22 protein-coding genes and 1 pseudogene are annotated in these 23,242 nt (G+C 61.6%); 3 read left to right on the top strand and 20 right to left on the bottom strand.

All coding sequences use genetic code 11. The features are described from left to right. A pseudogene (locus tag AOP79_RS11820) lies at positions 1 to 252 on the top strand (hypothetical protein); the annotation flags it as partial. 23 nt (positions 253 to 275) lie between these two features. On the opposite strand, the gene nrdR reads toward AOP79_RS11820, so the two are convergent. Both nrdR and AOP79_RS11825 read right to left on the bottom strand, forming a co-directional pair. Beyond that, positions 276 to 767 carry a transcriptional regulator NrdR gene (gene nrdR, locus AOP79_RS09045; protein ID WP_062072778.1) on the bottom strand — a complete coding sequence of 164 codons (492 nt, stop codon included), beginning with the start codon at positions 765 to 767 and terminating at the stop codon, positions 276 to 278. Between the two features lie 127 nt (positions 768 to 894). Continuing rightward, positions 895 to 1,248, bottom strand: a complete 354-nt coding sequence (locus tag AOP79_RS11825; RefSeq protein ID WP_062072780.1) for a LysM peptidoglycan-binding domain-containing protein — start codon at positions 1,246 to 1,248, stop codon at positions 895 to 897. Positions 1,249 to 1,441: 193 nt separating this feature from the next. Here AOP79_RS11825 and lexA point away from each other — a divergent pair, with 193 nt between their 5' ends. Beyond that, positions 1,442 to 2,185: a transcriptional repressor LexA gene (gene lexA / locus AOP79_RS09055; RefSeq protein WP_062072782.1), complete on the top strand. Its 744-nt coding sequence runs from the start codon at positions 1,442 to 1,444 to the stop codon at positions 2,183 to 2,185. Positions 2,186 to 2,194: 9 nt separating this feature from the next. Here the strand turns inward: lexA and AOP79_RS09060 are convergent, their stop codons facing one another. From AOP79_RS09060 to hflX, 3 genes are read right to left on the bottom strand one after another with little or no spacing between them, the layout of a single operon-like run. Further along, positions 2,195 to 2,431 (bottom strand): hypothetical protein, encoded by a 237-nt coding sequence (locus AOP79_RS09060; RefSeq protein WP_062072784.1) that lies wholly within the window; start codon positions 2,429 to 2,431, stop codon positions 2,195 to 2,197. 33 nt (positions 2,432 to 2,464) lie between these two features. Next, the gene (locus tag AOP79_RS09065) at positions 2,465 to 4,417 is read right to left on the bottom strand and encodes an ATP-dependent DNA helicase (protein ID WP_062072786.1); all 1,953 of its coding nucleotides are present in this window, start codon (positions 4,415 to 4,417) and stop codon (positions 2,465 to 2,467) included. After that, positions 4,414 to 5,904: a GTPase HflX gene (gene hflX, locus AOP79_RS09070; RefSeq protein ID WP_062072788.1), complete on the bottom strand. Its 1,491-nt coding sequence runs from the start codon at positions 5,902 to 5,904 to the stop codon at positions 4,414 to 4,416. Before hflX ends, AOP79_RS09065 begins: the two co-directional genes overlap by 4 nt. 62 nt (positions 5,905 to 5,966) lie before the next feature. Between hflX and AOP79_RS09075 the strand changes: the two genes are divergently transcribed. Continuing rightward, positions 5,967 to 6,587, top strand: a complete 621-nt coding sequence (locus AOP79_RS09075; RefSeq protein ID WP_062073018.1) for a class I SAM-dependent methyltransferase — start codon at positions 5,967 to 5,969, stop codon at positions 6,585 to 6,587. A 38-nt stretch (positions 6,588 to 6,625) separates the two neighbouring features. On the opposite strand, the gene dapF is transcribed toward AOP79_RS09075, so the two are convergent. The 15 genes from dapF to AOP79_RS09150 all read right to left on the bottom strand — a co-directional run bounded on the left by dapF (position 6,626) and on the right by AOP79_RS09150 (position 23,190). Beyond that, positions 6,626 to 7,519, bottom strand: coding sequence for a diaminopimelate epimerase (gene dapF, locus AOP79_RS09080; RefSeq protein ID WP_062072790.1), 894 nt, complete (start codon positions 7,517 to 7,519; stop codon positions 6,626 to 6,628). After that, positions 7,516 to 8,484, bottom strand: a complete 969-nt coding sequence (gene miaA / locus AOP79_RS09085; protein ID WP_236683346.1) for a tRNA (adenosine(37)-N6)-dimethylallyltransferase MiaA — start codon at positions 8,482 to 8,484, stop codon at positions 7,516 to 7,518. Before miaA ends, dapF begins: the two co-directional genes overlap by 4 nt. Further along, entirely contained in the window at positions 8,481 to 10,019 is a 1,539-nt protein-coding gene (gene miaB, locus AOP79_RS09090) for a tRNA (N6-isopentenyl adenosine(37)-C2)-methylthiotransferase MiaB (protein ID WP_062072792.1), read from the bottom strand. Before miaB ends, miaA begins: the two co-directional genes overlap by 4 nt. Before the next feature lie 2 nt (positions 10,020 to 10,021). After that, positions 10,022 to 11,482: a ribonuclease Y gene (gene rny / locus AOP79_RS09095; RefSeq protein WP_062072795.1), complete on the bottom strand. Its 1,461-nt coding sequence runs from the start codon at positions 11,480 to 11,482 to the stop codon at positions 10,022 to 10,024. 55 nt (positions 11,483 to 11,537) lie between these two features. After that, positions 11,538 to 12,065 (bottom strand): regulatory protein RecX, encoded by a 528-nt coding sequence (locus tag AOP79_RS09100; protein WP_062072796.1) that lies wholly within the window; start codon positions 12,063 to 12,065, stop codon positions 11,538 to 11,540. After that, the gene (gene recA, locus AOP79_RS09105) at positions 12,065 to 13,150 is read right to left on the bottom strand and encodes a recombinase RecA (protein ID WP_062073022.1); all 1,086 of its coding nucleotides are present in this window, start codon (positions 13,148 to 13,150) and stop codon (positions 12,065 to 12,067) included. The genes AOP79_RS09100 and recA overlap by 1 nt, the downstream gene beginning before the upstream one ends. A 212-nt stretch (positions 13,151 to 13,362) precedes the next feature. After that, positions 13,363 to 13,599 carry a DUF3046 domain-containing protein gene (locus AOP79_RS09110; protein WP_062072799.1) on the bottom strand — a complete coding sequence of 79 codons (237 nt, stop codon included), beginning with the start codon at positions 13,597 to 13,599 and terminating at the stop codon, positions 13,363 to 13,365. Continuing rightward, positions 13,599 to 13,910 carry a helix-turn-helix domain-containing protein gene (locus AOP79_RS09115; protein ID WP_062072801.1) on the bottom strand — a complete coding sequence of 104 codons (312 nt, stop codon included), beginning with the start codon at positions 13,908 to 13,910 and terminating at the stop codon, positions 13,599 to 13,601. The genes AOP79_RS09110 and AOP79_RS09115 overlap by 1 nt, the downstream gene beginning before the upstream one ends. Positions 13,911 to 13,966: 56 nt before the next feature. After that, entirely contained in the window at positions 13,967 to 14,554 is a 588-nt protein-coding gene (locus tag AOP79_RS09120; protein ID WP_439644683.1) for a CinA family protein, read from the bottom strand. Next, on the bottom strand, positions 14,469 to 15,149 hold the full coding sequence (gene pgsA, locus AOP79_RS09125; protein ID WP_201774453.1) for a CDP-diacylglycerol--glycerol-3-phosphate 3-phosphatidyltransferase: 681 nt from the start codon (positions 15,147 to 15,149) through the stop codon (positions 14,469 to 14,471). Before pgsA ends, AOP79_RS09120 begins: the two co-directional genes overlap by 86 nt. A gap of 53 nt (positions 15,150 to 15,202) precedes the next feature. Beyond that, the gene (locus AOP79_RS09130; RefSeq protein WP_082093518.1) at positions 15,203 to 17,476 is read right to left on the bottom strand and encodes a putative bifunctional diguanylate cyclase/phosphodiesterase; all 2,274 of its coding nucleotides are present in this window, start codon (positions 17,474 to 17,476) and stop codon (positions 15,203 to 15,205) included. Next, a complete protein-coding gene (locus AOP79_RS09135; RefSeq protein WP_082093519.1) occupies positions 17,461 to 20,082 on the bottom strand; it encodes an FtsK/SpoIIIE family DNA translocase in 2,622 nt (873 codons plus the stop codon). Before AOP79_RS09135 ends, AOP79_RS09130 begins: the two co-directional genes overlap by 16 nt. Before the next feature lie 120 nt (positions 20,083 to 20,202). Next, a complete protein-coding gene (locus AOP79_RS09140) occupies positions 20,203 to 21,885 on the bottom strand; it encodes a ribonuclease J (protein WP_062072805.1) in 1,683 nt (560 codons plus the stop codon). 7 nt (positions 21,886 to 21,892) lie between these two features. Then, positions 21,893 to 22,792: a 4-hydroxy-tetrahydrodipicolinate synthase gene (dapA, locus tag AOP79_RS09145; RefSeq protein ID WP_062072807.1), complete on the bottom strand. Its 900-nt coding sequence runs from the start codon at positions 22,790 to 22,792 to the stop codon at positions 21,893 to 21,895. 65 nt (positions 22,793 to 22,857) lie between these two features. Beyond that, the gene (locus AOP79_RS09150) at positions 22,858 to 23,190 is read right to left on the bottom strand and encodes a cupin domain-containing protein (RefSeq protein ID WP_062073024.1); all 333 of its coding nucleotides are present in this window, start codon (positions 23,188 to 23,190) and stop codon (positions 22,858 to 22,860) included. Positions 23,191 to 23,242 lie beyond the last annotated feature (52 nt).

Consider the following 23,242-nt stretch of genomic DNA (forward strand, 5'->3'; position numbering starts at 1 on the left):
CGTGGCGAGCGAAGTGAGCGCCCCTATCGCGGCGACCGTGACGATCGTCCCCAGCGCGCAAGTCGACCAGGACGCGACGACCGTTCAGAGCGTTCCGATCGCGACAAGCGCCCCTACCGCGGCGAAGACACGAGTGCGTTCAAGCCCCACAAGAAGAAGTCAGGCGGAAAGAAGGGTGCTGGCGGAAAGAAGTCGAGCGCGCCCAAGAACCGCAGCGGCAAGCCACGCCCGAAGAACAAGAAGAAGCACTAGCAGACACGATCACGTGCATGCCGTCAGGCGCTTGGCTCCTCAATGGAGCCGGGCGCCTGACGCTTTTTTGCGTCGTCGTCGCGGAGTTCCTTGATGGCAGCCTCGAAATCGTCCAAACCGTCAAAGCCACGATAGACACTTGCGAACCTCAGATACGCAACCTCGTCCAGTTCTCGAAGCGGCGGCAGAATCGCCAGTCCAATGTCGGTGGCGTCGATTTCAGCGACACCACGAGCACGGATCGTTTCTTCAACGCGGTGCGCCAACACCGCAAGATCATCATCGCTCACGGGGCGGCCTTGACAGGCCTTGCGCACGCCACCGACGACCTTGTCGCGGCTAAACGGCACGGCAACACCATTGCGCTTCATCACCGTCAGACTTGCGGTCTCCAATGTGGAGAAACGCTTGCCACACTCCGGGCACTCACGTCGACGACGGATCGAAAGCCCATCGTCGGATGTACGAGAATCCACGACTCTCGAATCTGGGTTCTTGCAGAAAGGACAGTGCATGCCCCTACTGTGCCATGAAGCACCTGAGATTCAGCATTCTCGGATCGGTACCGCAAGCACGGCACGCGCGGATGTACAGCGCTAGTCGTCGGGTACAGCGCCTAGTCGTCAGGTACAGGTACAGCGCTTAGTCGTCAGCTGGAACACGCAATTGCTGACCGACCAAGAGATCTGAAGACTCAAGAGCATTGAGATCCCCGAGCACCGCCACCGTGTCCCGGACATCATCCCCAGGGCTCGTGAACGACGAAGCGATCGACCAAAGTGTCTCCCCTTGGCTCACCGTATAGGTGTCAAAGAAGGCTGGCTCCGCGGGCTCATTTCCAGCAAACGCTTGAGGGCCAAACACGGCTCCCACGATGGCAAACAGGACCACGAGGACGGTGCGGCGACGGCGGCGCATCATTGGCGTGTCAACCATGCGAACACGAGGAAGACGTGCACGAGTCACGCTCGGTGTGGTCATCGCTACTGCAGTCATCTCATCCTCCATTCGAACAAGTGTTCGTCGAACATCTGTTCTATTTGTACCAGCCGTGAGTGCCGAATGCAAGACACGCTCGAACATGTGTTTGATTCCTGTGCGTGCTTGCTCTAGCGTCATATGCATCAGCGAATCACTGGGGTCTGACATGGTGCAGAACCCGATTCGATCAAGACGGAGGAGATCCCGGGTGTCATACGGCGACGACAAGCAAGACTCGACGGAGTCCGGTGCAACCATTCACGAGTTCCCGCAGTCCGATGGCTCTGGGCTCACGGAGCGCCAGCGCCTGGTTCTCAAGTGCATTAAGGAGTCAGTGGACTCTCGTGGGTACCCACCATCGATGCGAGAGATCGGCGAGGCCGTCAAGTTGAAGTCGACGTCATCCGTGAAGCACCAGCTAGTGGCGCTGGAGTCTAAGGGCTTCCTCAGGCGTGATCCGCATCGTCCACGCGCAATCGAAGTGGTGATGCCGGAGGAGATGGGCGCCACGTCACGACGTGACAACGTGACTGCGCTCTCACCAGCTCCGTTGGAGGCGGCGCACCGCGCGGACGAGTCGGTCACCGACGTACCGCTCGTGGGTCAGATCGCGGCAGGTGGACCGATTCTCGCTGACCAGGCCGTGGAAGACGTCATGTCACTTCCCCGTCAGCTCACCGGGGACGGCGAACTCTTCATGCTCAAGGTGCGCGGCGACTCGATGATCGATGCCGCGATCTGCGATGGAGACTTTGTTGTCGTTCGTCGCCAGAACAGTGCAGACAACGGCGACATTGTTGCCGCGCTGCTCGACGACGAGGCGACGGTCAAGACCTTCCGTCGTGATGACGGACAGGTATGGCTCATGCCACACAACCCCAGCTACACGCCAATTGATGGCACCCATGCGCGCATCATGGGGAAGGTCGTATCTGTGATGCGCCGCGTTTAGCGGATGACTCTACTTGGAGGCCTCTTTGCGCCAGCCATCCTGCCAGTGAAATTCGCCGGTGATAGCCCGACGCATGGCTCCCATCGCGTTAGCAATGGTGGTCTGGTAGACGCGCGACTCTTCCGTCTCGGCATTCTCAGCCATCGTTCGTGATCCTGCCTCGAAGTGCGCCAAGTACTCGGCAAACCGCTCGCGTTCTACCTGCTGACCGCGGCGAAACTCCTCAGTAATCTCGTTCTCGCTCATCGTGGCTTCCTCCCTGGTGTACCGAGTGCGCGTCTAGCGCTCTGCTGCCTTGGCCGCTTCGTCAAGTCGGCGCAACGCCGACAGGACCGTTTCCTGATCAGAAGTGCCCCACAGCGCCGGCATTGACTTGGCTAGGAATCCACCGTACCGGGCGTGCGCGAGTCTCGAGTCCAAGACAGCCACCACACCCCTGTCAGTGTGGCTCCGCACGAGGCGGCCCGCACCCTGCGCCATCAGCAACGCAGCATGAGTCGCAGACACCGCCATAAAGCCGTTTCCACCACGCTGAGCCACGGCTTCAGTACGAGCCTGCGCGATCGGTTCGTCCGGACGCGGAAAGGGGATGCGATCAATCACGACCAACTGCGACGTCGATCCGGGTACGTCGATGCCCTGCCAAAGAGATGTCGAACCGAAAAGGCACGTCTCTGGATCCTCGCGGTACTGCTGGACGAGCGTCGGGAGCTGATCATCTGTCTGATACAGCACCGGCACGTCAAGCCGCTCACGCATCGCCTCGGCAGCGGCCATGCCTGCCTTATGGGAAGAAAACAACCCCAACGTCCGTCCACCGGCAGCGCGGATCAGCGCTTCGAGCTCGTCAAGAGCTTCCGCAGTGATTCCACCCGGACCAGGTTTCGGCAGGTGTGCTGCCACGTAGAGGATGCCCTGTGCTGAGTAGTCAAAGGGACTGCCTGCATCGAGGCTCTCTGGAGAGTCCATCCCCAGGTGGCGCGTCATCGCACCGAAGTCCCCACCGAGCGCCAACGTCGCGGACGTGAACACCGCCGCCTTTTCCTCAATCAAGCGGGATCGCACCAACCCTGCAACATCAAGCGGCGCGGCAACGATGCGTTCCGCGAGCCGTGAGTCGTAGTCGCCGTCGGGAGGCGCCAACCAGATCACATAGCGACCGTGCTCGCCCTGAAGTTCCTCACACACATCGTGCACCTCCTGGAGCGCAGCCGTCGCCAACTTGGCAGTCGCTGATCCCGTTTCCTCCCCCGCTTGAGAGGATTTCTGTACGGCACTCAGTAGAGATCGAGCCGCACCACGAATCAGTTCAACGGCTTCTGCCAGTTGCTCATCGAGTCCCGCGCGTAGGCGCCCCGGCTCGTGGTCACCCAACGCCCCATCAAGCGCCCGCGCCGCCCTATCGAGATCCTCTGTGGTGTGCCCGTGCCGTCGCGCCGCGCGCGCCGCCCGGTCCACCCGTGACACCGTGAGTTCGTGTGTGGCGGCGTTGGTGATCCTCGCGACAAGTTCATGCGCCTCGTCGACGATGAGGGCATCGTGTTCGCCCAGCATGTCGTGTGACGCTGCCTGGACTCCCAGCACCGCGTGATTCGTCACCACTACCTGAGCGTGCGCCGCCTCGTCTCTCAGTTGTTGGGAGAAGCATTCCTTCACCATGGGGCATTTCGATTCAAGGCACTCCCGGCCGGACACGGACACCTGTGCCCATGCGCGGTTGGATACACCTGGCACGAGGTCATCACGATCACCCGTGTCCGTTTCCTCAGCCCACGAGTGGAGGCGAGCCACCTCTTCGCCTAGCGCGCTGGTGGGGCCAGCGTGGATGGGCAGCATGTCCTCATCCGGCTCGCCGTAGCCGCCGCCCATCTTGTGCTTGCACAGAAAGTTGGAGCGCCCCTTAAACAGGGCCGCCGCAGGGCGTTTGCCGAGCGCAGGTTCAAGCGCATCGAGAACGAGAGGAAGATCCTTGGAAAACACCTGCCGTTGAAGTGCCAATGTTGCCGTGGAGACCACGACACGAGAGCCAGTTTCTGCCGCATACGCTACGGCGGGGACCAGGTAGCCCAACGATTTTCCTGTGCCCGTTCCCGCCTGAACCAAGACGTGGTCACCGTCGTGTAGCGCAGTGGCGACGACATCGGCCATCTTTACTTGGCCGTCTCGCGGACTTCCCCCAAGCGCAGCAACGGCAGTGTCAAGAAAGCCCGAGATGTCTTGTGCGGGACTCATTCCCCCACACTCGCGTCACGCAGCCGTCCCGCCAGCGGTTCATCGACCAGAGCGACAAGCCGCGTGCCTTCGGCTTCGTGGTGCTCACTGTGGACTTCACCGTAGAGGTGCGCCTCATTGACGAGGTCACCGCGGGTGTACGGGATGACAAGGTCCACTCGAACATCAGGTCGCGGTAGCTCACGCGCGATGAGGTCCAACAAGCCGTCGATGCCCTCACCGGTGAGAGCCGACACTTCAATAGTGGTCTCGCGCCGCGCACGAAGACGCATCAAGGTCTCTTCATCGGCAACATCGGCCTTGTTGAGGACCAGAACCTCGTTGACCTTGTCAGCACCCGGCACGTCCGCGAGGACTTCCCTCACGGCCGCGATCTGTGCTTCGGGGTCAGGGTGGGACGCGTCAACGACGTGCAACATCAAATCAGCGAACGCGACTTCCTCGAGCGTCGATGCGAATGCGGCCACCAGTTGGTGGGGAAGATTACGCACAAAGCCCACGGTGTCCGACACCGTAAACGTACGGCCATCTGGTGTTGAGCTCCGCCGCACCGTGGGATCCAGCGTCGCGAACAATGCGTTCTCGACGAGGACTCCAGCACCGGTGACACGGTTCAGGATCGACGATTTTCCAGCATTCGTATAGCCGACGATGGCGACATTGGGCAACGCCAGGCGACGGTCACGACGGACATTGCGCGCAGGCTCCATACCCTTGATCTGCCGGCGCAACTGCGCCATACGCGTGTGAATCCGGCGCCGATCAAGTTCGATCTTGGTCTCACCGGGTCCACGCGAACCCATACCCGCAGCGGCACCACCTACCTGGCCACCCGCCTGACGCGACATCGAGTCACCCCAGCCACGAAGGCGAGGCAAGAGGTACTCAAGCTGAGCCAACTCAACCTGTGCCTTACCCTCCTTCGACTTGGCGTGCTGAGCGAAGATGTCCAGAATCAATGCGGTTCGGTCGATGACCTTGACCTTGACGACGTCCTCCAGGGCGCGACGCTGGCTGGGCGCAAGGTCATCATTGACGACAACCGTGTCTGCGCCCACAGCCGCCACGATCTCCTTGACCTCGATGGCCTTCCCCTTACCGATATACGTGGCAGGGTCGGGATGTGGGCGACGCTGGAGGACACCATCGAGCACCTGCGATCCCGCAGTTTCCGCTAGTGCCGCAAGTTCACGCAGAGAGATTTCGGCATCCTGTGCAGTGCCGCGAGCGAATTGCCCGACAAGGACGACTTTCTCGAGCCGCAGTTGACGGTACTCAACCTCGGTAACGTCTTCGAGTTCAGTGGAAAGATTGTCGACACGGCGCAACGCTGCACGGTCATCTCGATCAAACTGGTCACCGTCATAGTCCGTCCGACTTGTGACGCCTTCGGACACCACCGTTCCGGCGCGCGACAGTACGCGGTCGATGATTCCATCGGCGCTGTCATCTTGAGAGTTGCGAGGGGCATTGTCGTGTTCTGGCATGCTGCGACTATTGTCTCACTCCAGTACCGACCTGCACCACCCTTGCCGGTACTCTCGTGCAGGTGAGCACTCCAGAGCACTACTTCACAGCCGAGCCCGCATCGTCCGATGAACGGCGGCTCATCAATGCCCGCCTCGCTGGCCGCGAAGTACAACTCGAGACCGCTCCTGGAATCTTCTCCCCTGATCATGTCGATCGCGGCACGGAAGTGCTCTTGCGCCACCTTCCCCCGCCTGCTGACACGGTGTTGGATCTCGGGTGCGGGTGGGGGCCCCTTGCCCTCACCGGTGCCCTCCAACGGCCGAGCGCACGGATCACAGCCGTTGACGTGAATCGCCGCGCGCTTGAACTTCTGCGCCGTAACGCGGCGCGACTCGGCGTGAGCGAGACAATCGAGGTGTGTGAGCCAGCAGACGTGGAGCCCGAGCGCGAATTCGACGCCATTTGGTCCAATCCGCCCATCAGAATCGGCAAGAAGGCCTTGCACGACCTCCTCGCGACGTGGCTGCCACGGCTCTCTGCCGGAGGGCAAGCACACTTGGTGGTGCAGAAGAATTTGGGGGCAGATTCGCTGATGACGTGGATCGGCAATCAAGCCGATGCTCAGGGCAACCCTTGGGGCACGGTGGAGAAGGTTGCGTCCTCCAAGGGCTTCCGCATCATCACCGTGACCAACAACTAGTCACACCGATTCACAACGCGCTCGGTGAGACTAGCGCGCTAGACGAGACGTGAGGCGCCGGGTTCGAGCGTCACCAGGCCTTGCGCCACGAGCTCGGCAGGTCCCTGAAGTACCGTCGTGTCACTGTCAATGAGCACTGTCACGACGCCACCGGGCACTTCAAGGTCCCACACCGCCGGAGCATCGGCCCCCGCCCAAGTCTGCAGCGCGAGGGCGACGGCACACGCCCCGGTGCCGCAAGACTCGGTCTCCCCCGAGCCGCGCTCGTGAACCCGCATCCGCGCTCGACCTCGAAGAACGCCGTCCACCACCTGCTCGCCAAGCGCGACAACAAACTCAACGTTGGAGCCAGCCGGCGGTGCGGGGCTCACGACGGGAGGAACGCTCAAATCGACACCGACAAGTTCGCTCGTTGAAGCCAACGCGACGACGTGATGCGGGTTTCCCACATCAACCGACATCGCGGGCCGCGCAACATGCAGTCCTGCGGCCTCCACTTCCACGTCGCTCAGGCCCGAATCTGGGCCAGCACGATACCCACCCATGCCAATCGCATAGTGTCCATCCCCCAATGAAGTGACAGTCCGCAGTCCACCGCGAGTTCCGAAAACCACGCCGCTCGATAGGTCTGCCCCGGTCTCGGCCTCAAGAAAGGCGCCAAAGACGCGCGCGCCATTGCCGCACATCTCCGATGTCGTACCATCCGAGTTCCAGTAGTCCATGAACCACATGTCAGGGTCCAGGTCAGCACCGGCTGGGGTGTTGCCAGCGCGCACAGCGCGGATCACGCCGTCCCCTCCGATGCCTGAACGGCGATCCGCGAGGTACTTCACGAGGTCTGGGGTCAGATCGATCTCGCCCGACTCGTCCATCAGCATCACGAAGTCATTGCGTGTGCCGTGGCCCTTGGTGAATCGCAGCGAGGAAGTCATGTCTCTAGGCTACCGGCGATGGCAGCCGCTTCACGAGCCGCCCGAGAGACATCGGCTGCGTCCCGTGGGGCATCAATCCACTGCACCCGATGGTCCGGCCGGAACCACTTGCGCTGCTTTCGAGCGAGACGACGGGTGTGCATCGCAATGCGGTCCTGAGTTTCCTCTGCCGTGAGAATGCCATCGAGGTAGTCCAGAGTCTCGGCATACCCCACTCCTCGGCGCGCGGTGGTGGCCTGTCGCAACCCCTTGCGCACCAAGTCCTCAACTTCGGCTACGAGCCCGGCCTCCCACATGTCGCCCACCCGCGAGTCAATCCGCGCGTCAAGCACCTCGTTGTCAGTATCAAGTCCTACTTGCACCGTAGGAATCGCGTATTCAAACTGGGGCAAGCTAGAGGAGAATTCCTTGCCCGTCAGTTGGATGACTTCAAGGGCTCGGACGATCCGCTTGGCGTTCCGCGCATCGATACGGTCCGCTGCCACAGGATCCAGTGACCGAAGTTCTTGATGCAGGACACCTGGCCCTTCAACCTCGGCGCGATCTTCGAGAAGTCGGCGTACCGCGGGATCCGTGGGAGGAAACTCAAAGTGGTCGATCAACGCGCGGTGGTAGAGACCTGAACCGCCGACGACAATGGCGTTCTTTCCGCGTGCATGCATGTCCGCAATATCTGCCCGTGCGTCGTGCTGAAACTGAGCGACCGACGCGTTTTGGCTTACCTCGAGGGTGTCGAGCTGATGGTGGGGAATCCCCCGGCGCTCAGCGACGGGGAGTTTGGCACTTCCGATGTCCATACCGCGGTAGAACTGCATCGAGTCTGCATTGATGATCTCCCCATTCAATAGCTCTGCAAGTTCGAGTGACACCGCAGACTTACCCGTGGCGGTTGAACCCACGAGCGCAATCACCGGCACCTGTCGGTCCGTGCGGTGCGCCGCGCTGGCGTCGTGACGCGTGGTCACGCGCCTGCGGGACGTAGCCCAGGAATCCCCAAGACAACCGGTCCCTCAGCGGGGGCACCAGTGCCACAGGAACTTCCGCAGCCACCAGAGCCATGATCGTGGGCCCCAGATTTGACCTGCTCCCACACATCGCCGGCCGCGGTAGCCCGGACCTCGAAAACCCCTCCTGACAAAGCGGCATCGGCCAAAAGGTGGAATGGTGCACCGTGCGTCACTTCAACCGTCACGAGGTCACCTGGTCGTGGAGCCTGGACGCCCTCCGGTACAGCGAAGTGCACGAGGCGATTGTCCGGAGCACGGCCCGTCATACGCTCGCGCTCGGCGTCCTTACGCCCGCCCTTGTCCTTGCCGGCACTGTCGAGCACCAAGAGTTCCACCCGCTTGCCCACCTGTGCCTGGTTCTCTTCGAGCGCGATGCGCTTCTGCAGCGCGAGGAGTCGTTCAAAGCGTTCCTGGACAACGTCATGCGGGAGCTCGGGGAGGTCAAAGGCGGGTGTACCTGGACGCGGCGAGTACTGGAAGGTGTACGCGCTGGAGAATCGCGATTGCTCCACGACGCGCAGCGTGTCCTCGAAGTCCTCATCGGTCTCACCTGGAAAGCCCACGATGATGTCAGTCGTGATGGACGCGTCAGGCATCACAGCACGCACTCGGTCAAGAATCCCAAGGAACTTGGACGATCGATAGGACCGTCGCATCGCGCGTAGCACCGCGTCAGAGCCTGACTGCAGAGGCATGTGGAGGCTCGGCATCACATTTGGGGTCTCGGCCATCGCGTCGATGACATCGTCAGTGAAGGCCGCAGGGTGCGGAGACGTGAATCTCACACGCTCGAGACCCTCGATCTCGCCGCAGGCACGCAGCAGGGACGCGAACGCGCCCCGGTCGCCAAACTCCACACCATAGGAGTTGACGTTTTGCCCGAGCAGGGTGACCTCGACAACGCCTTGCGATACAAGTGCTTCTACCTCCGCCAGGATCTCCCCCGGACGGCGGTCGCGCTCCTTGCCTCGCAGCGACGGGACGATGCAGAACGTGCAGGTGTTGTTGCACCCCACGGAGATCGACACCCAGCCACTTGCGATGGCATCGCGCCGGCTCGGCAACGTTGAGGGAAAGACTTGAAGCGACTCTTCAATCTCTACCTGTGCTTCGCGATTGTGACGCGCACGCTCGAGGAGCACTGGCAACACGTCGAGGTTGTGGGTACCGAAGACCACGTCGACCCACGGAGCTTTCTCCACGATCTCGCCGCGGTCCTTCTGCGCCAGGCATCCACCCACAGCAATTTGCATGCCAGGTCGCCGTTCCTTCACGGACGCGAGCTGTCCGAGGTTGCCGTACAGCTTGGACGCTGCGTTCTCCCGGACTGCGCAGGTGTTGATCACGACAACATCGGCGTCTTCCGCCTCTGGAGGTGCAGCCGTGTAGCCGGCACCCTCGAGGAGTCCCGACATGTGCTCGGAGTCGTGAACGTTCATCTGACAGCCGAGTGTCCGGACGACGTATGTGGGAGCTAGTGCAGTGTCTGTCATACCTACCCTGCGACAGCGTCTGCGCGGAGTTCGCGAATCACTGTCACTTTGATCTCCCCAGGGAAACTGAGGTCCTTGCTGATGTGCTCAGCAATTGTACGCGCCAGTTCGGCAACGCCTTCATCGTCGACCTCGTGGGGCTCCACCATGACGCGGACATCGCGGCCGGCTGACATTGCGAGCACGCGAGTCACACCGGCATGCTCTGCGACGAGCTCTTCAAGGTTCTCGAGGCGTTCAATGTAGCCATCGGCGTCGTCGCGACGTGCACCTGCTCGTCCGGCAGACAACGCATCTGCGACCTGAACAATCACGGCCTCGACAGATTCCTGCGGAACTTCATCGTGGTGCGCAGCAATGGCGTTCACCACGACCTCGCTTTCACCGTGTTCCGCCGCGTACTGGGCTCCTAGCGACGCGTGGGTACCCGCGCGCTCATGCGTGAATGCCTTACCGATGTCGTGAAGGAAGGCGGCACGCCTCGCAACTTCCTCGTCTGCTCCCACGCTGCGGGCAATGTCCGCAGCGAGTTGTCCGCACTCAACGAGGTGAGAGAGGACGTTTTGACCATACGACGAGCGCAGGCGCAAGCGTCCGAGGGTGCGCACCATGTCCTCCGACACGCCGCGCACGCCAGCAGACTCAAGGGCATCGAGGCCCGCATCAAGGTGACGCTGTGGGAGTTCGTCCACGACCTTGCTGTACACCTGTTCGACACGTTGTGGGTGAATGCGGCCATCCTCAACGAGGAGCCGTAACGTCACCTCCGCAATCTCGCGTCGCTCTACGTCAAACGAGGACAGTTGCACAGCGTTAACGCCTTCTTCCACGATGACGTTCACGCCGGTGAGGGACTCGAAGGCGCGGATATTGCGTCCCTCACGTCCGATGATCCGCCCCTTCATCTCCTCGTTGGGAAGATCAATCCATAGGGCCGATGTCTCGGAGGACGTTGCGGCCGCCTGCCGTTGCATTGCTTCCACGAGAATCGCGCGACTTTGTGACTCAGCGTCTTTTCGAGCGCCACGCACAATGCGACGCACGTCTGCACGAGTGTCGTCGCGAGCTTCACTGATCAAGCGTTCACGGAGTTCCTTGCGAGCGGTGTCGACGTCGAGGTGCGCGACCTCCGCGAGCGCAGCGAGATGTGCGCGCTCTCGTGCAGCGCGGTCGGACGCTAGGCGTCGCTCGTCTCGCACAATGACTGCTGCACGTTCGTCGAGAGCTCGCGCATACTTTTGAGCCGTGCGCTGGTCAGCTGCAATCTCGTTTTCACGGGTTGAGACTCGCTCTTCACGGCGTTGGGCTTCAGACAGCAGGTCTCGAGCCTCGTCACGGAGGTGTTGCACCTCGTCCTCGGAGGATCGCCGAATCTCCGATGCCTCGCGCCGCGCAAAATGGACGACAAGGAGCGCACCAAGAAGCAACAACAACGTCGCGGTTGTGGCAATGAGCTGGGGCATGGCTCATCCCTCCTGGTCACTCGCTCGGCGCGGCGATTGCCGCGCTAGAAACAGACTACGCACCCTCACTATCGGCACGTTGCAAGTCTTTCACGAGTGCGAAAGCCAACGACGGCGGATATCCGCGGCGCCCAAGCATTCCAACTACTCGGCGCACTCTCGCGTCTGGCGGCACGTTCTCCAGTTGATACCAGCGCTTTCGCGCCAAGTGCTCAGCGGCATCAACTTCGTCGTCATCACTGATCTGATCGACCGCGTGGGTGATCTCTTCCGCATCGAAACCCTTGCGCTGGAGCTCAGAGGCGATCACGCGTCGAGACTTACCCCGCTCGCGGTGCCGCGCCCGCGCGATGCTGTCAGCGAGCGCCTGATCGTCGAGCAACCCCACCTCTTGGTAGCGCGCGACCACCTCATCGGCGACCTCTTCAGAGATCTCGCGCGAGATGAGCTTGTCACGCAGTTGACGGCTTGACCGTGGAGCGCCCGACAGCGCCTTGAGCGCAATCTCCCGCGCGCGCTCGCCCTCGTCGACACCGTCTGTCGAGTTGGAGCGAGCGCGCGCGGGCTGAGACTGCGATGCCACTAGAAGGTGGCGCTTTCCTTCTTGCTTGCTGCTGCCTTAGACGTCTTTGCTGGCTTCTCCGCCACGGGTGCCTCGTCCACTTCAGCATCGAAGCCGACACCCAACTTTCGCTTGACCTTGATCTCAATCTCGGTCGCAAGCTCGGGGTTGTCCTTCAAGAAGTTTCGGGAGTTTTCCTTACCCTGGCCAAGTTGATCACCCTCATACGTGTACCAAGCACCGGACTTCTTGACGAAACCATGCTCGACACCCAAGTCGATGATTCCGCCTTCCTTGGAGATTCCTTGTCCATAAAGGATGTCGAACTCGGCTTGCTTAAAGGGTGGGGCCATTTTGTTCTTGACAACCTTCACACGGGTACGGTTACCGACGGGCTCCGTGCCCTCTTTGAGGGTCTCGATACGCCGGACATCAAGACGCACAGACGCGTAGAACTTGAGCGCCTTTCCACCGGTTGTCGTTTCTGGCGAACCGAAGAAGACACCGATCTTTTCGCGCAACTGGTTAATGAAGATCGCTGTGGTGCCGGTGGTGTTCAGTGCACCGGTAATCTTTCGCAGCGCCTGCGACATCAGGCGAGCTTGAAGACCGACGTGACTGTCGCCCATCTCACCTTCGATTTCCGCCTTAGGCACAAGCGCCGCGACAGAGTCGATCACGAGCACGTCTACGCCGCCGGAACGCACGAGAATGTCGGCGATCTCCAGTGCTTGCTCACCTGTGTCCGGCTGGGACACGATGAGGTTGTCAGTGTCGACGCCCAACTTCTTTGCGTACTCAGGGTCGAGCGCGTGCTCAGCGTCGATGAACGCGGCGGTTCCCCCCTGTCGCTGCATGTTTGCGACTGCATGGAGTGCCACAGTGGTCTTACCGGAGGATTCTGGACCATAGACCTCGACCACACGTCCACGGGGAAGACCACCAATGCCCAGCGCGATGTCGAGAGCCAACGATCCTGTGGGAATGGCCTCAACGGCTACCTTCTTTGATTCGCCAAGGCGCATCGCGGAGCCCTTGCCAAACTGACGGTCAATCTGACCCAAAGCTGCTTCAAGGGCCTTGGAACGATCTGCTGCTGGTGCCATGTCTTTTCCCTGTCCTAGTGGCATCACTGCCGTACCAAACTGTTCATGTACGACGCTACGCCGCACCTGTGACATTGGATCGAGATTCGGAACTTTTGGGAGTTCCACGTCACTGGATCTTGTCCTGTGGAACACAGTAATCGAACGCATGTTCGAAAGCCAGTGGCGCGCGCGGCGTGTCGCAAGTGACCCTCGGGTCCGCGCGTGAGGCGCTACTGACGAGGTGGCGGCACCATCGTGGTGCGCTCTCCCCCGTCTCGCTCAGACAAAGGGATGCTCATCTGATCGCACAACGCATGCCACACGTCACGAGCGGGAACGCCTTGGGCCAAGGACTCGGCAGCCGTCATCGAGCGGCATCCATCGAGTGCAAGTTCGCGCGCAAGGGTGCGGGAGTAGGACTCACCAAACACCGAGTCGGCGAGAGCCCAGAATTCACTGATGCGCATTAGCGCGCGCGGACACCGCTCAAGAGTTCGGGAACGGTGTCAGGAATCGACGGCAACACGTCAACAGACGAGAGCTCTTCGGCGGTCGCGAAGCGGTGGGAAACTTCGCTCAGGACCGTCGACATCGGTACTTCCAGAGCCTCGCAGATCGATGCGAGAAGTTCAGATGAGGCTTCCTTCTGGCCACGCTCGACCTCGGACAAGTAGCCGAGAGAGACGCGCGCGCCTGAGGAAATGTCGCGCAGAGTCTTGCCCTGGGTCAGACGGGCGTCACGTAGGACATCGCCGATTTCATTGCGAAGAACGGGCATGTCACTTCTCCTGCCATTGATATTGCTCACGAACTTTCCAACGCACACTACCGCAGTTATGTTCCCTGACGCCAAGAGGAAATTGAGTCAGGGTCGCTCAAGGCAGCTTCCAGCAGTGCGAGCGCTGCCTCGTTTGCCCCGGCTCGGACCTCGTCACGGTCGCCGTCGAAGCGCACAGTGCGAGCCCACAAACCAGTACCGGTGACGGCCGCAACGCACACGGTGCCCGCTTCCACACCACCATGAGATTGTGGGCCTGCAGAGCCGGTGGTCGCGGCAGCGACATCGGAATGAAGCAGCGTTTGTACCCCGAGCGCCATCGCGGCCGCAACATCCAACGAGACGGGACCGGCCTCGGCAAGAAGCTCCGCGGAAACTCCCAACACCGACGTCTTGATGCTCGAGTCATACGCGACAACACCGCCGCGGAAGACGTCAGAGGCACCCGGTATTGCAACCAGGGAGGCGCACACGCTTCCGCCTGTCAGCGATTCCGCGACGGCGACGCTCAAGCCTTGCTGGCGTGCGCTGGCCAACACCCGCGTGGCGACGTTTGGACTAGCCGCTGTCACCGCGGGCCTCCGGGCCGTCCGGCCCGTGCGTGGCGTTGCCACCCGCACCTTCACCACGTAAACCGTCACCACCGCTGTGGCCGGGTACGTGCCCTTGCTCGGTGGTCGTCGTCCCCGCCTCTCGATGTTCGCGGACTGCCCGCAGAATCATTCTCCCGTAGTCGACGCCGGTCACGACGGCGACGATGGTTGCGGCGATCAACACCCACCAGGCGACGGTGTCGACCCACATAGGCATGTTCGGGACAACAAGAACGATGATCGCGGTCAACTGGAGGAACGTCTTCACTTTGCCGCCGCGCGACGCCGGAATCACGACGTCTTTAGCCACTGCGAGACGCCCAAGAGTCACAGCGACTTCTCTCACCGTCAGGACGACCAACGGCCACCACGGTAGGTCATCGACGAAGACCAAGGCCGCCAGAACACCGAGAACCAGAGCTTTGTCGGCGATCGGGTCCGCGAGCTTTCCGAACGACGAGACTACGTTCCAGCGCCGAGCCAAGTACCCGTCTAGCCAATCCGTCAGCGACGCCAGCACCACAAGAATGAGTGCCCACCAACGCTGTGCTCCATCGGCAGCGTCATCAAGGATCAACAAGACGACAGCCACGGGCACCATGACGAGACGCAAGGCCGTGAGCAGGTTGGGGAGGGTCGCTGTCACCCCTTCACCCTAGTGCCCCGGCCGGGTTTCCAGGTGCGTTTTCCACGACCTCGTTAACGGGCGTCGTGCATTCCTTGCAACGGTGTCTCGCCATCTGTGGGGCGCGGGTCAATCAAGCTCGCCATGTACTCCGGAGGCGTGGCACGCACCGCGGCGACGGGCTGTGCGACACCAAAGAGCCAGCCCTGGCCATAACGCCATCCACATTCGGAGAGAAACTGAGCCTGATCCTCGGTTTCGATTCCCTCCGCAATAGTCGCCAATCCCAGTTCGCGCGCCAGCGCCCCAAGAGCCCGAGACACACGCGCGCCAGCAGGGTCCTCCGGAATACCGGCGACAAAAGACATATCGAGTTTGACGCCCGAGACAGGAAGGTCACGCAGGTAGCTCAGCGGAGACACGCCCGTACCGAAGTCGTCCAAGAGAATTGGGACACCCGCATTGCGCAGCTCTGTCAGTTCATGACGAATCCGGGTGTTCGGAGCAACCAGCGAAACCTCAGTGAGCTCAACCACGATGCGCTGCGGGCTGAGTTGATACGCCTCGATCGCTGACAGGACCTTTTCAACAAACTCAGAGTCGCCAAGTTGGTCTGCGGAAACATTGAGAGACACCCAGGTTGACTGCGAAGGTCCGTGAGCCAGAAAGTGAGCCGCCTGTTCCACCAGGGAGAGACCTAGCGCGACGGACAGGTGACGGTCATCGATGAGCGGCAGGAAACTCGCTGGAAGCAGCAACCCTCGCGTGGGGTGCTGCCACCGCACCAAAGCCTCGTACCCCACCACGGTGCGGGTCCGCAGTTCGAGGATCGGCTGATAGTGCAACACCAGCTCACCCCGCTCGATCGCATCCGCTAACTCGGCAGCCAAGGCAGACTGGCCCTCATCGGTGTGGTGAAGGGACGCGTCGTACACCTCAGTGCGGGACTTACCCAGTGACTTCGCGCGGTACATCGCCGCGTCGGCGGCACTCAACAACGACGGTGCTCCACCATGGATCGTCTCGCCGTCGGCCATGGCGATTCCCACAGAAGCAAACAGTTCAATGTGATGGCGCTTCACCAGCATCGGCCGGTGCAACCCCTCGTGGATCGCCGCTGCAATGTCGTACATCGCCTTGGAGCAGTCATCGTCTTGCACCACGATGACGAACTCGTCGCCACCGATGCGCGCCACCGTTCCGCGGCCGCCTGTCGCGGTGCGAAGGACACCCGCGACGTGGACAAGTGCGTTGTCCCCCGTCGCGTGTCCAAACTTGTCGTTCAGATTCTTGAAGCCATCAAGGTCGACCGCGAGCACGCCCACCCGTGCCACCGGATCAGGCTGGTCCAAGAGCTCTTGCAAAACCTCCTGCAAGAGAGTCCTATTCGCCAGCCCGGTCAAAGGATCATGCATCGCGCGGTGCGCCATGATCTCGCTGTGCATCCGGTCGTCAGTGCTGTCCCGCACCTGCACCACATAATGGTCAGGCGCGCCGCCGGCGTGGCGAACCAGCCCCACGTCGAGGACTGCCCACACCACGTTGCCATCCGTGCGCACATAACGCTTCTCAAGGTTGAAGCGGCTGGAGTGCCCCGCGAAGAGTCGCTCAAGCTGGTCACGCTCGGCCTGCAAATCTTGCGGATGTGAGAGCGAGGAGAACGGCACACCGCGCAATGCAGAGACAGTTGACCCCATCATCTCGGCAAACGCACGGTTGGTCTCCATGAGGCGCCAGTCAAGATCCACCAGCGCCATTCCAATCGGGGCGTTCTCCATAGCCTTGCGGAACTGCGCATCGGAGCGGCTAATGGCCTCGGCGGCTTCGCGCAATCCAGACGTATCCATGATCGTCACGATGGTGACCGGACCATCATCCAGTCCGTCGGGCACCACGCGTGCACGCACCTGAACCCAACGCACATCGTCAGCACCACGGCGCCCTGGAACACCGACGATGCGGGCCTTGACGTCATCGGTGCCCACGCCAAAGGCCTCACGGAGCAAAAGCGGACGCATGCGGTCGTCGACGGCACGGAGCCCGAGTCGAGAGAGCGGCTTGCCTACAGCATCGTCCCGGGATACCCCGAGAACGGACGCAGCGACGTCAGTCAAGAGGGCAATCTCGTCGGTACGGGTCACGATGATGACACCGTCACGGGTCGACGACATCACCGCATCAAACTGGCGACGCAGATGCCTCTCCCGCGCCAAAATCTGATCCCGCGCACGCCGAGCGCGGCGCGAACGGGCAAAGAAAAACAGCGCTAAGCACGCGAGCAGCAGGACGATCGCAGTAGCCGGCCAAGCGACGGCTGGATCATCAAAAACTGCTACGACTCCTCCCATGGGGCTCCCTCGACTTCCTCGTCTGTGCGGACAGTCCCCGGCGACGCGGGACTCTCTCCCCGCAGAATAGCGAGTGTCGAGGCAAGTTCATCAACGCCAACCATCACTTCGCGAGCCTTCGACCCCTGTGAAGGCCCCACAATTTCGCGGCTCTCCAACAGATCCATCAAGCGTCCGGCCTTGGCAAAGCCCATCTTGAGCTTGCGTTGAAGCATCGAAGTCGACCCCAGTTGGGTCGTGATCACGAGCTCAGCAGCCGCGATCAGATCATCGAGGTCATCGCCGATGTCCTCGGCCACCACAGCACTGGACTGCACCTCAGTGACATCGTCGCGATACTCCGGATTCGCCTGTTCCTTCGCGTGTTCGACAGCCGCGTGGATCTCCGTTTCGGACACCCACGCTCCCTGCACGCGCATCGGCTTGGACTCGCCCATCGGCAAGAAAAGCGCGTCACCCTGACCGATCAGCTTCTCCGCGCCCGGCATATCGAGCACCACACGCGAGTCTGCAAGTGACGACGTCGCAAACGCCAAACGCGACGGCACGTTCGCCTTGATGGTTCCTGTGATGATGTCGACAGACGGTCGCTGTGTCGCAAGCACCAGGTGAATACCGGCGGCACGCGCTAGCTGGGTGATGCGCTGGATCGATTCATCGACATCGCGCGGGGCGACCATCATGAGGTCAGCCAGCTCGTCAACAATGACCAAGAGGTACGGGTAGGTCGTGAGCTTGCGCTCAGAGCCCGGCAATGGCTTGAGCTTTCCCGAACGCACGGACTTGTTGAAATCATCGATGTGCTTGAAGCCGAACAACGCGAGATCGTCGTAACGCATGTCCATCTCTTTCACGACCCACTCCAACGCCTGTGCGGCCTTCTTGGGGTTCGTGATGATGGGCGTGATCAAGTGCGGGATGCCCTCGTAGATGGTCAACTCAACCCGCTTGGGGTCAACGAGCACCATGCGCACCTCGTCTGGGGTGGAGCGCATCAGGATCGACGTGATCATGGAGTTCACGAACGAGGATTTTCCGGCTCCGGTGGCACCAGCCACCAGCATGTGGGGCATCTTTGCAAGGTTCGCCATGACGTAGCCGCCCTCGACGTCCTTGCCGATGCCGATCGCCATGGGGTGATCGTTTTTGATGGCAGTCGATGAACGCAAGACGTCACCCAGGGCAACGGTCTCGCGGTCCACATTGGGAATCTCGATACCAATGGCGGACTTGCCAGGAATGGGAGAAAGGATACGGACGTCGGGGCTCGCCACGGCGTAAGCAATGTTCTTGGACAAGTTCGTGATGCGCTCGACCTTGACGCCCTGCCCTAGTTCGAGTTCATAGCGGGTCACCGTCGGTCCGCGCGTGAATCCCGTCACTTCCGCGTCGACCTTGAAGTCAGCGAATACTTGCTTCAGCGCGTCGACCACACGGTCGTTCGCCGCAGAGCGGGTCTTGTGTGGTGCTCCCTTTGCCAGAATGTCTGCGCTGGGGAGCACGTAGGGCCGCGAGTTCTCGAGTTCACCCTGGTGCCCCGTTGGCACCAACCTCGTTGCGGATGGTGCTTTGCGCTCCGCGGGAATCTCCTCTGGCACCTCTTCATACTCTGCTTCAGCGTCTGGATCGTTGTCCGGGGCAGGCCCGGCAAGGTACGGCGAAACCCGTGCTGCGGTCGTGCCGATCACTTCAGTTCCACCAGGCGTGTATTCCACATCCTCCGCAGCGTGGTCGACCTCCGCTGCCGACGCGAATGCTTCATCGGCCTCGTAGGACTCCAAACGCCGCGCGTCTTCCTTGGCCTTCTTGGAGCCGCCGAACAAGCGCTTCTTGGGTGGCTTGGCCTGGCCCTCCCCCGGTCGTGACAGCGTGCGGTGCTCAGGGAACTCCGAGTCGTCGTCTTCTGCGTCACCGCGCCCGAAGCGTTCACGCGCCATCGCCACGAGTTCACGCACCGGGATTCCAATAATCACGAGGCAACCCAGAATCGCGAGCAGCACCAGCACAATCACGGCCAGCGGTGCGGTCAGTAGTCCTGCGAGGGTGGTCCCCACGGCCCAGCCGACCACACCTCCGGCGCTCCGCACAGCATCCATGTCGTCGAACGGGCTCGGGCGGCCTGCACCAATCTGGATCAGACCCGCGACCGTCACTGTCACCACAAAAGCGCCAAAGGTGATGCGGTGGTTCGCCTGCTCTTCGTCGGGAGCGCGCATGTAGCGCACCGCAAAGATCACGAGCACCACTGGCATCGCGACCGCGAGCACGCCAACGGCACCGGCAACCACCCAGTGGATAGCCGTGCCCGCCCAGCTCGACAGTTGGAACCATTCGCGGGCCGCGATGAGGATCGCTCCGATAATGAGCAAGATCGCAAAGCCGTCACGACGAACTTCTGGGCTCACATCACTGGCCCCCTGCCCGATGCTGCGCACACCAGAGCCAATCGCATTCGAGATGCCGCGCCCAATGGCGGCAATCCCACGAAGGATCGCTGGCGGTTGCTTGCGAGCGTGGTTCGCAGCACCCTTACCCTGAGCCGCGTTCTTGGACGCAGGCTTCTTGGCTGGGGGCTTACGAGTGCTTGCAGGACGTGATGATGCCATGTTTCCGCACGTTACCCGCGCATCGGCTGTTCACTGTGTTGCCACCCCGCGCGTACGCGGATAGTCGCCCGTAAGTTCCCGGCAGTTCAGGCGAAATTCTGGCTGAGTGGCCCCAGATCCCTACGACTCGATGACAATCGGGATGATCATCGGGCGGCGACGAAGCTTGGTGCCCACATAGCGACCCAGCACGCGACGCATGACTTGCTGAAGCTGGTGGTTGTCTGCCTTGCCTGAGGCTGCGGACTCTTCCAGCGCCGCCTTGATCTTGGGCAGGATCGCGTCAAACACTGTGTCGTCCTCTGCCAGCCCACGTGCGTGGACCTCTGGACCTGAGACAACGGTGCCGTTGGAGGAGTCGATCACAGCGAAAACGGACACGAAGCCTTCCTCGGAGAGGATGCGGCGGTCCTTCAGTTCAGCATCAGTTATTTCACCGACGGAAGAGCCGTCGACGTACACGTTGTGCACCTCGACAGCGCCGACGATCTCCGCGACGCCATCCTTGAGATCGACTGCCACGCCGTTCTCCGCAAACATGACGTTTTCCTTTGGCACACCCGTCTTGATGGCCAGGTTTCCATTCGCCAGCAGGTGACGGACCTCACCGTGAATCGGCATGACGTTCTTGGGGCGAACAATGTTGTAGCAGTAGAGCAGTTCACCTGCCGACGCGTGGCCGGAAACGTGAACGCGCGCGCTCCCCTGGTGGACGACGGTGGCGCCGAGGCGCATGAGGCCATTGATGACACGGAATACGGCGTTTTCGTTTCCTGGGATAAGGGACGATGCCAACACCACTAGGTCGCCGGGACCCACGCTGAGTTTGTGGTCCAATGACGCGATACGGCTGAGCGCAGCCATCGGCTCGCCCTGGGAGCCCGTGCACATGTAGACGATCTTGTCGGCCGGCATGTTGTCGGCCTTCTTGGCATCGATGAGGATATTCGCGGGGACATCGAGGTAACCCATCTCCGCCGCGATGTTCATGTTGCGCACCATCGAGCGCCCCACGAAGGCCACCCGGCGACCGTGGGCGTGCGCGGCGTTGATGACTTGCTGTACGCGGTGGACGTGGCTCGCGAAGCTCGCCACCACGATGCGGCCGGTGGCGTTGGCGAATGTCTGGTCGAGCACTGGGGTGATCTCGACTTCAGACGCGGTGAAGCCAGGTGATTCCGCGTTGGTGGAGTCCACCATGAACAAGTCGACGCCGCGTTCGCCCAGCTTGGCAAAGGCCCGTAGGTCTGTAATCCGGCCGTCGAGGGGAAGCTGGTCCATCTTGAAGTCACCGGTGCCGAGCACCGTTCCGGCATCCGTGGTGATGAAGACCGCGAGCGCATCGGGAATCGAGTGGTTGACCGCGACGAACTCCAGCCCGAACTTTCCGAGTTGCTCCTCCTGCCCTTCCTTGACGGCAAGCGTGATGGGCGAGATCCGGTGCTCTTTGAGCTTGGCCTCGATGAACGCCAGTGTCAGTTGCGATCCGATGATCGGGATGTCCTGGCGCAGACGAAGCAGGTACGGAACCGCTCCAATGTGGTCCTCGTGCCCGTGGGTCAGCACGATGGCTTCGATGTCGTCGACACGGTCTTCGATGTAGCTGAAGTCGGGCAAGATCAAATCGACGCCGGGCTGTGTGTCCTCGGGGAACAACACACCGCAGTCAACAATCAGCAACCGACCGTCGATTTCGAAGACAGTCATGTTCCGCCCGACCTCACCGAGCCCTCCCAAGGGGATAACGCGGAGGGTGCCCGGTTCTAGTGCGGGGGGCTCGGATAGTTCGGGGTGGAAGGTCACTTCTCTCCTAGGGTTCGACGGGCACACCGGCGGCGCGCAGTTGCACGACGAACTGGGCGTACTCGGCATCATCAAAAGTTACGTGCGGAAGCCGCATGTGGCGGCTATCGATCGCGTTGAGCGCCTGCATCGTGGCCTTGGCCGTGACGGCGCCCAGGCCTCCGCCCATGATCACGTCAATGGCGCCGCGCTGGGCTTCGAACTCGGCTTCGGCTGTCACGGCATCGCCGGCGTCGTGTGCAGCAATCATGCGCGCGATTGACTCTCCCACAGCGTGGCTGGCGACGGACACCACGCCCACTGCGCCGGCGTTGAGGAACTCGAGAGTCAACGGGTCGTCTCCTGAGTACCACGCGAGCCCGGTGCGCTCGATGCGCGCCTTCGCCTGCGCGATATCGCCGGTAGCGTCCTTGACGGCAACGACGTTGCGGCGTTCAGCAATGGCGTCCAGTACGCGATCCGAGATGGGCTTCGCAGTGCGTCCTGGAATGTCGTACAACATGATGGGAAGATCCGTGGCGCTTGCGATCGCCTCGAAATGCGCGAGCACGCCTACATCCGAGGGCTTGGAGTAGTAAGGCGTCAGCGCCAAGACACCGTGGGCGCCGCACTCCTGGGCCTGCTCGGCCATCATAATCGCGTGAGCGGTGTCGTTGGAGCCGGCACCAGCGACGATAGTCGCGCGATCTCCGACGGCCTCGACCAGTGCGGTGGTGAGTTCCTGCTTCTCTGGTGCGTGTGTGGTTGGCGCTTCGCCCGTGGTGCCAGAAATGACTAAGCCATCCGAGCCATGGGCCAACAGGTACTCGGCAACCTTGATTGCGCCATCGATATCGATTGAGCCGTCGTTGTGCATTGGCGTCACCATGGCGGTGAGGACCGTCCCCAGCGGGCGCGTTTCAGTCATAGGGATAAACCTATCGCGCTTCACCGCAATCCCCGTGACGGACCGGCCATGGCCGTTGGTGTGAGTCAGGCGCGGGTTGCCACGGTCAAGAGCACCGCCGCATCGGTCGTCGCGGTGAGGCCGTGGCGGTGCGGCGGGATCACCAGAAACTGTCCTGCAGCGAGCTCCACAGACGTGTCCCCCATGCTGAAGGTGACTGCCCCCCGAAGCACCTGAAGCGTTGCTTCCCCTGGGCTCTCGTGATCGTTCAACGCGTGTCCCTCGGCGATGGCAATCACGGTCTGACGGAGATCACGCTCACGGCTACCAGAGACGGTTGAAGCGTGTCGCCCACTGTGGGCAACCCTGGCCAGGTCCAGCTGGTCATCAACCAGCGCGGTCAAATCGATAGTGTCCATGTCCCCATTGAAGGCCGTGGACGCCGTCCGCGCGCGGTGAAAGTGGTGAGAG

The sequence above is a fragment of the Demequina sediminicola genome (genome assembly GCF_000975055.1).
In the GTDB taxonomy this organism is placed as follows: Bacteria; Actinomycetota; Actinomycetes; order Actinomycetales; family Demequinaceae; genus Demequina; species Demequina sediminicola.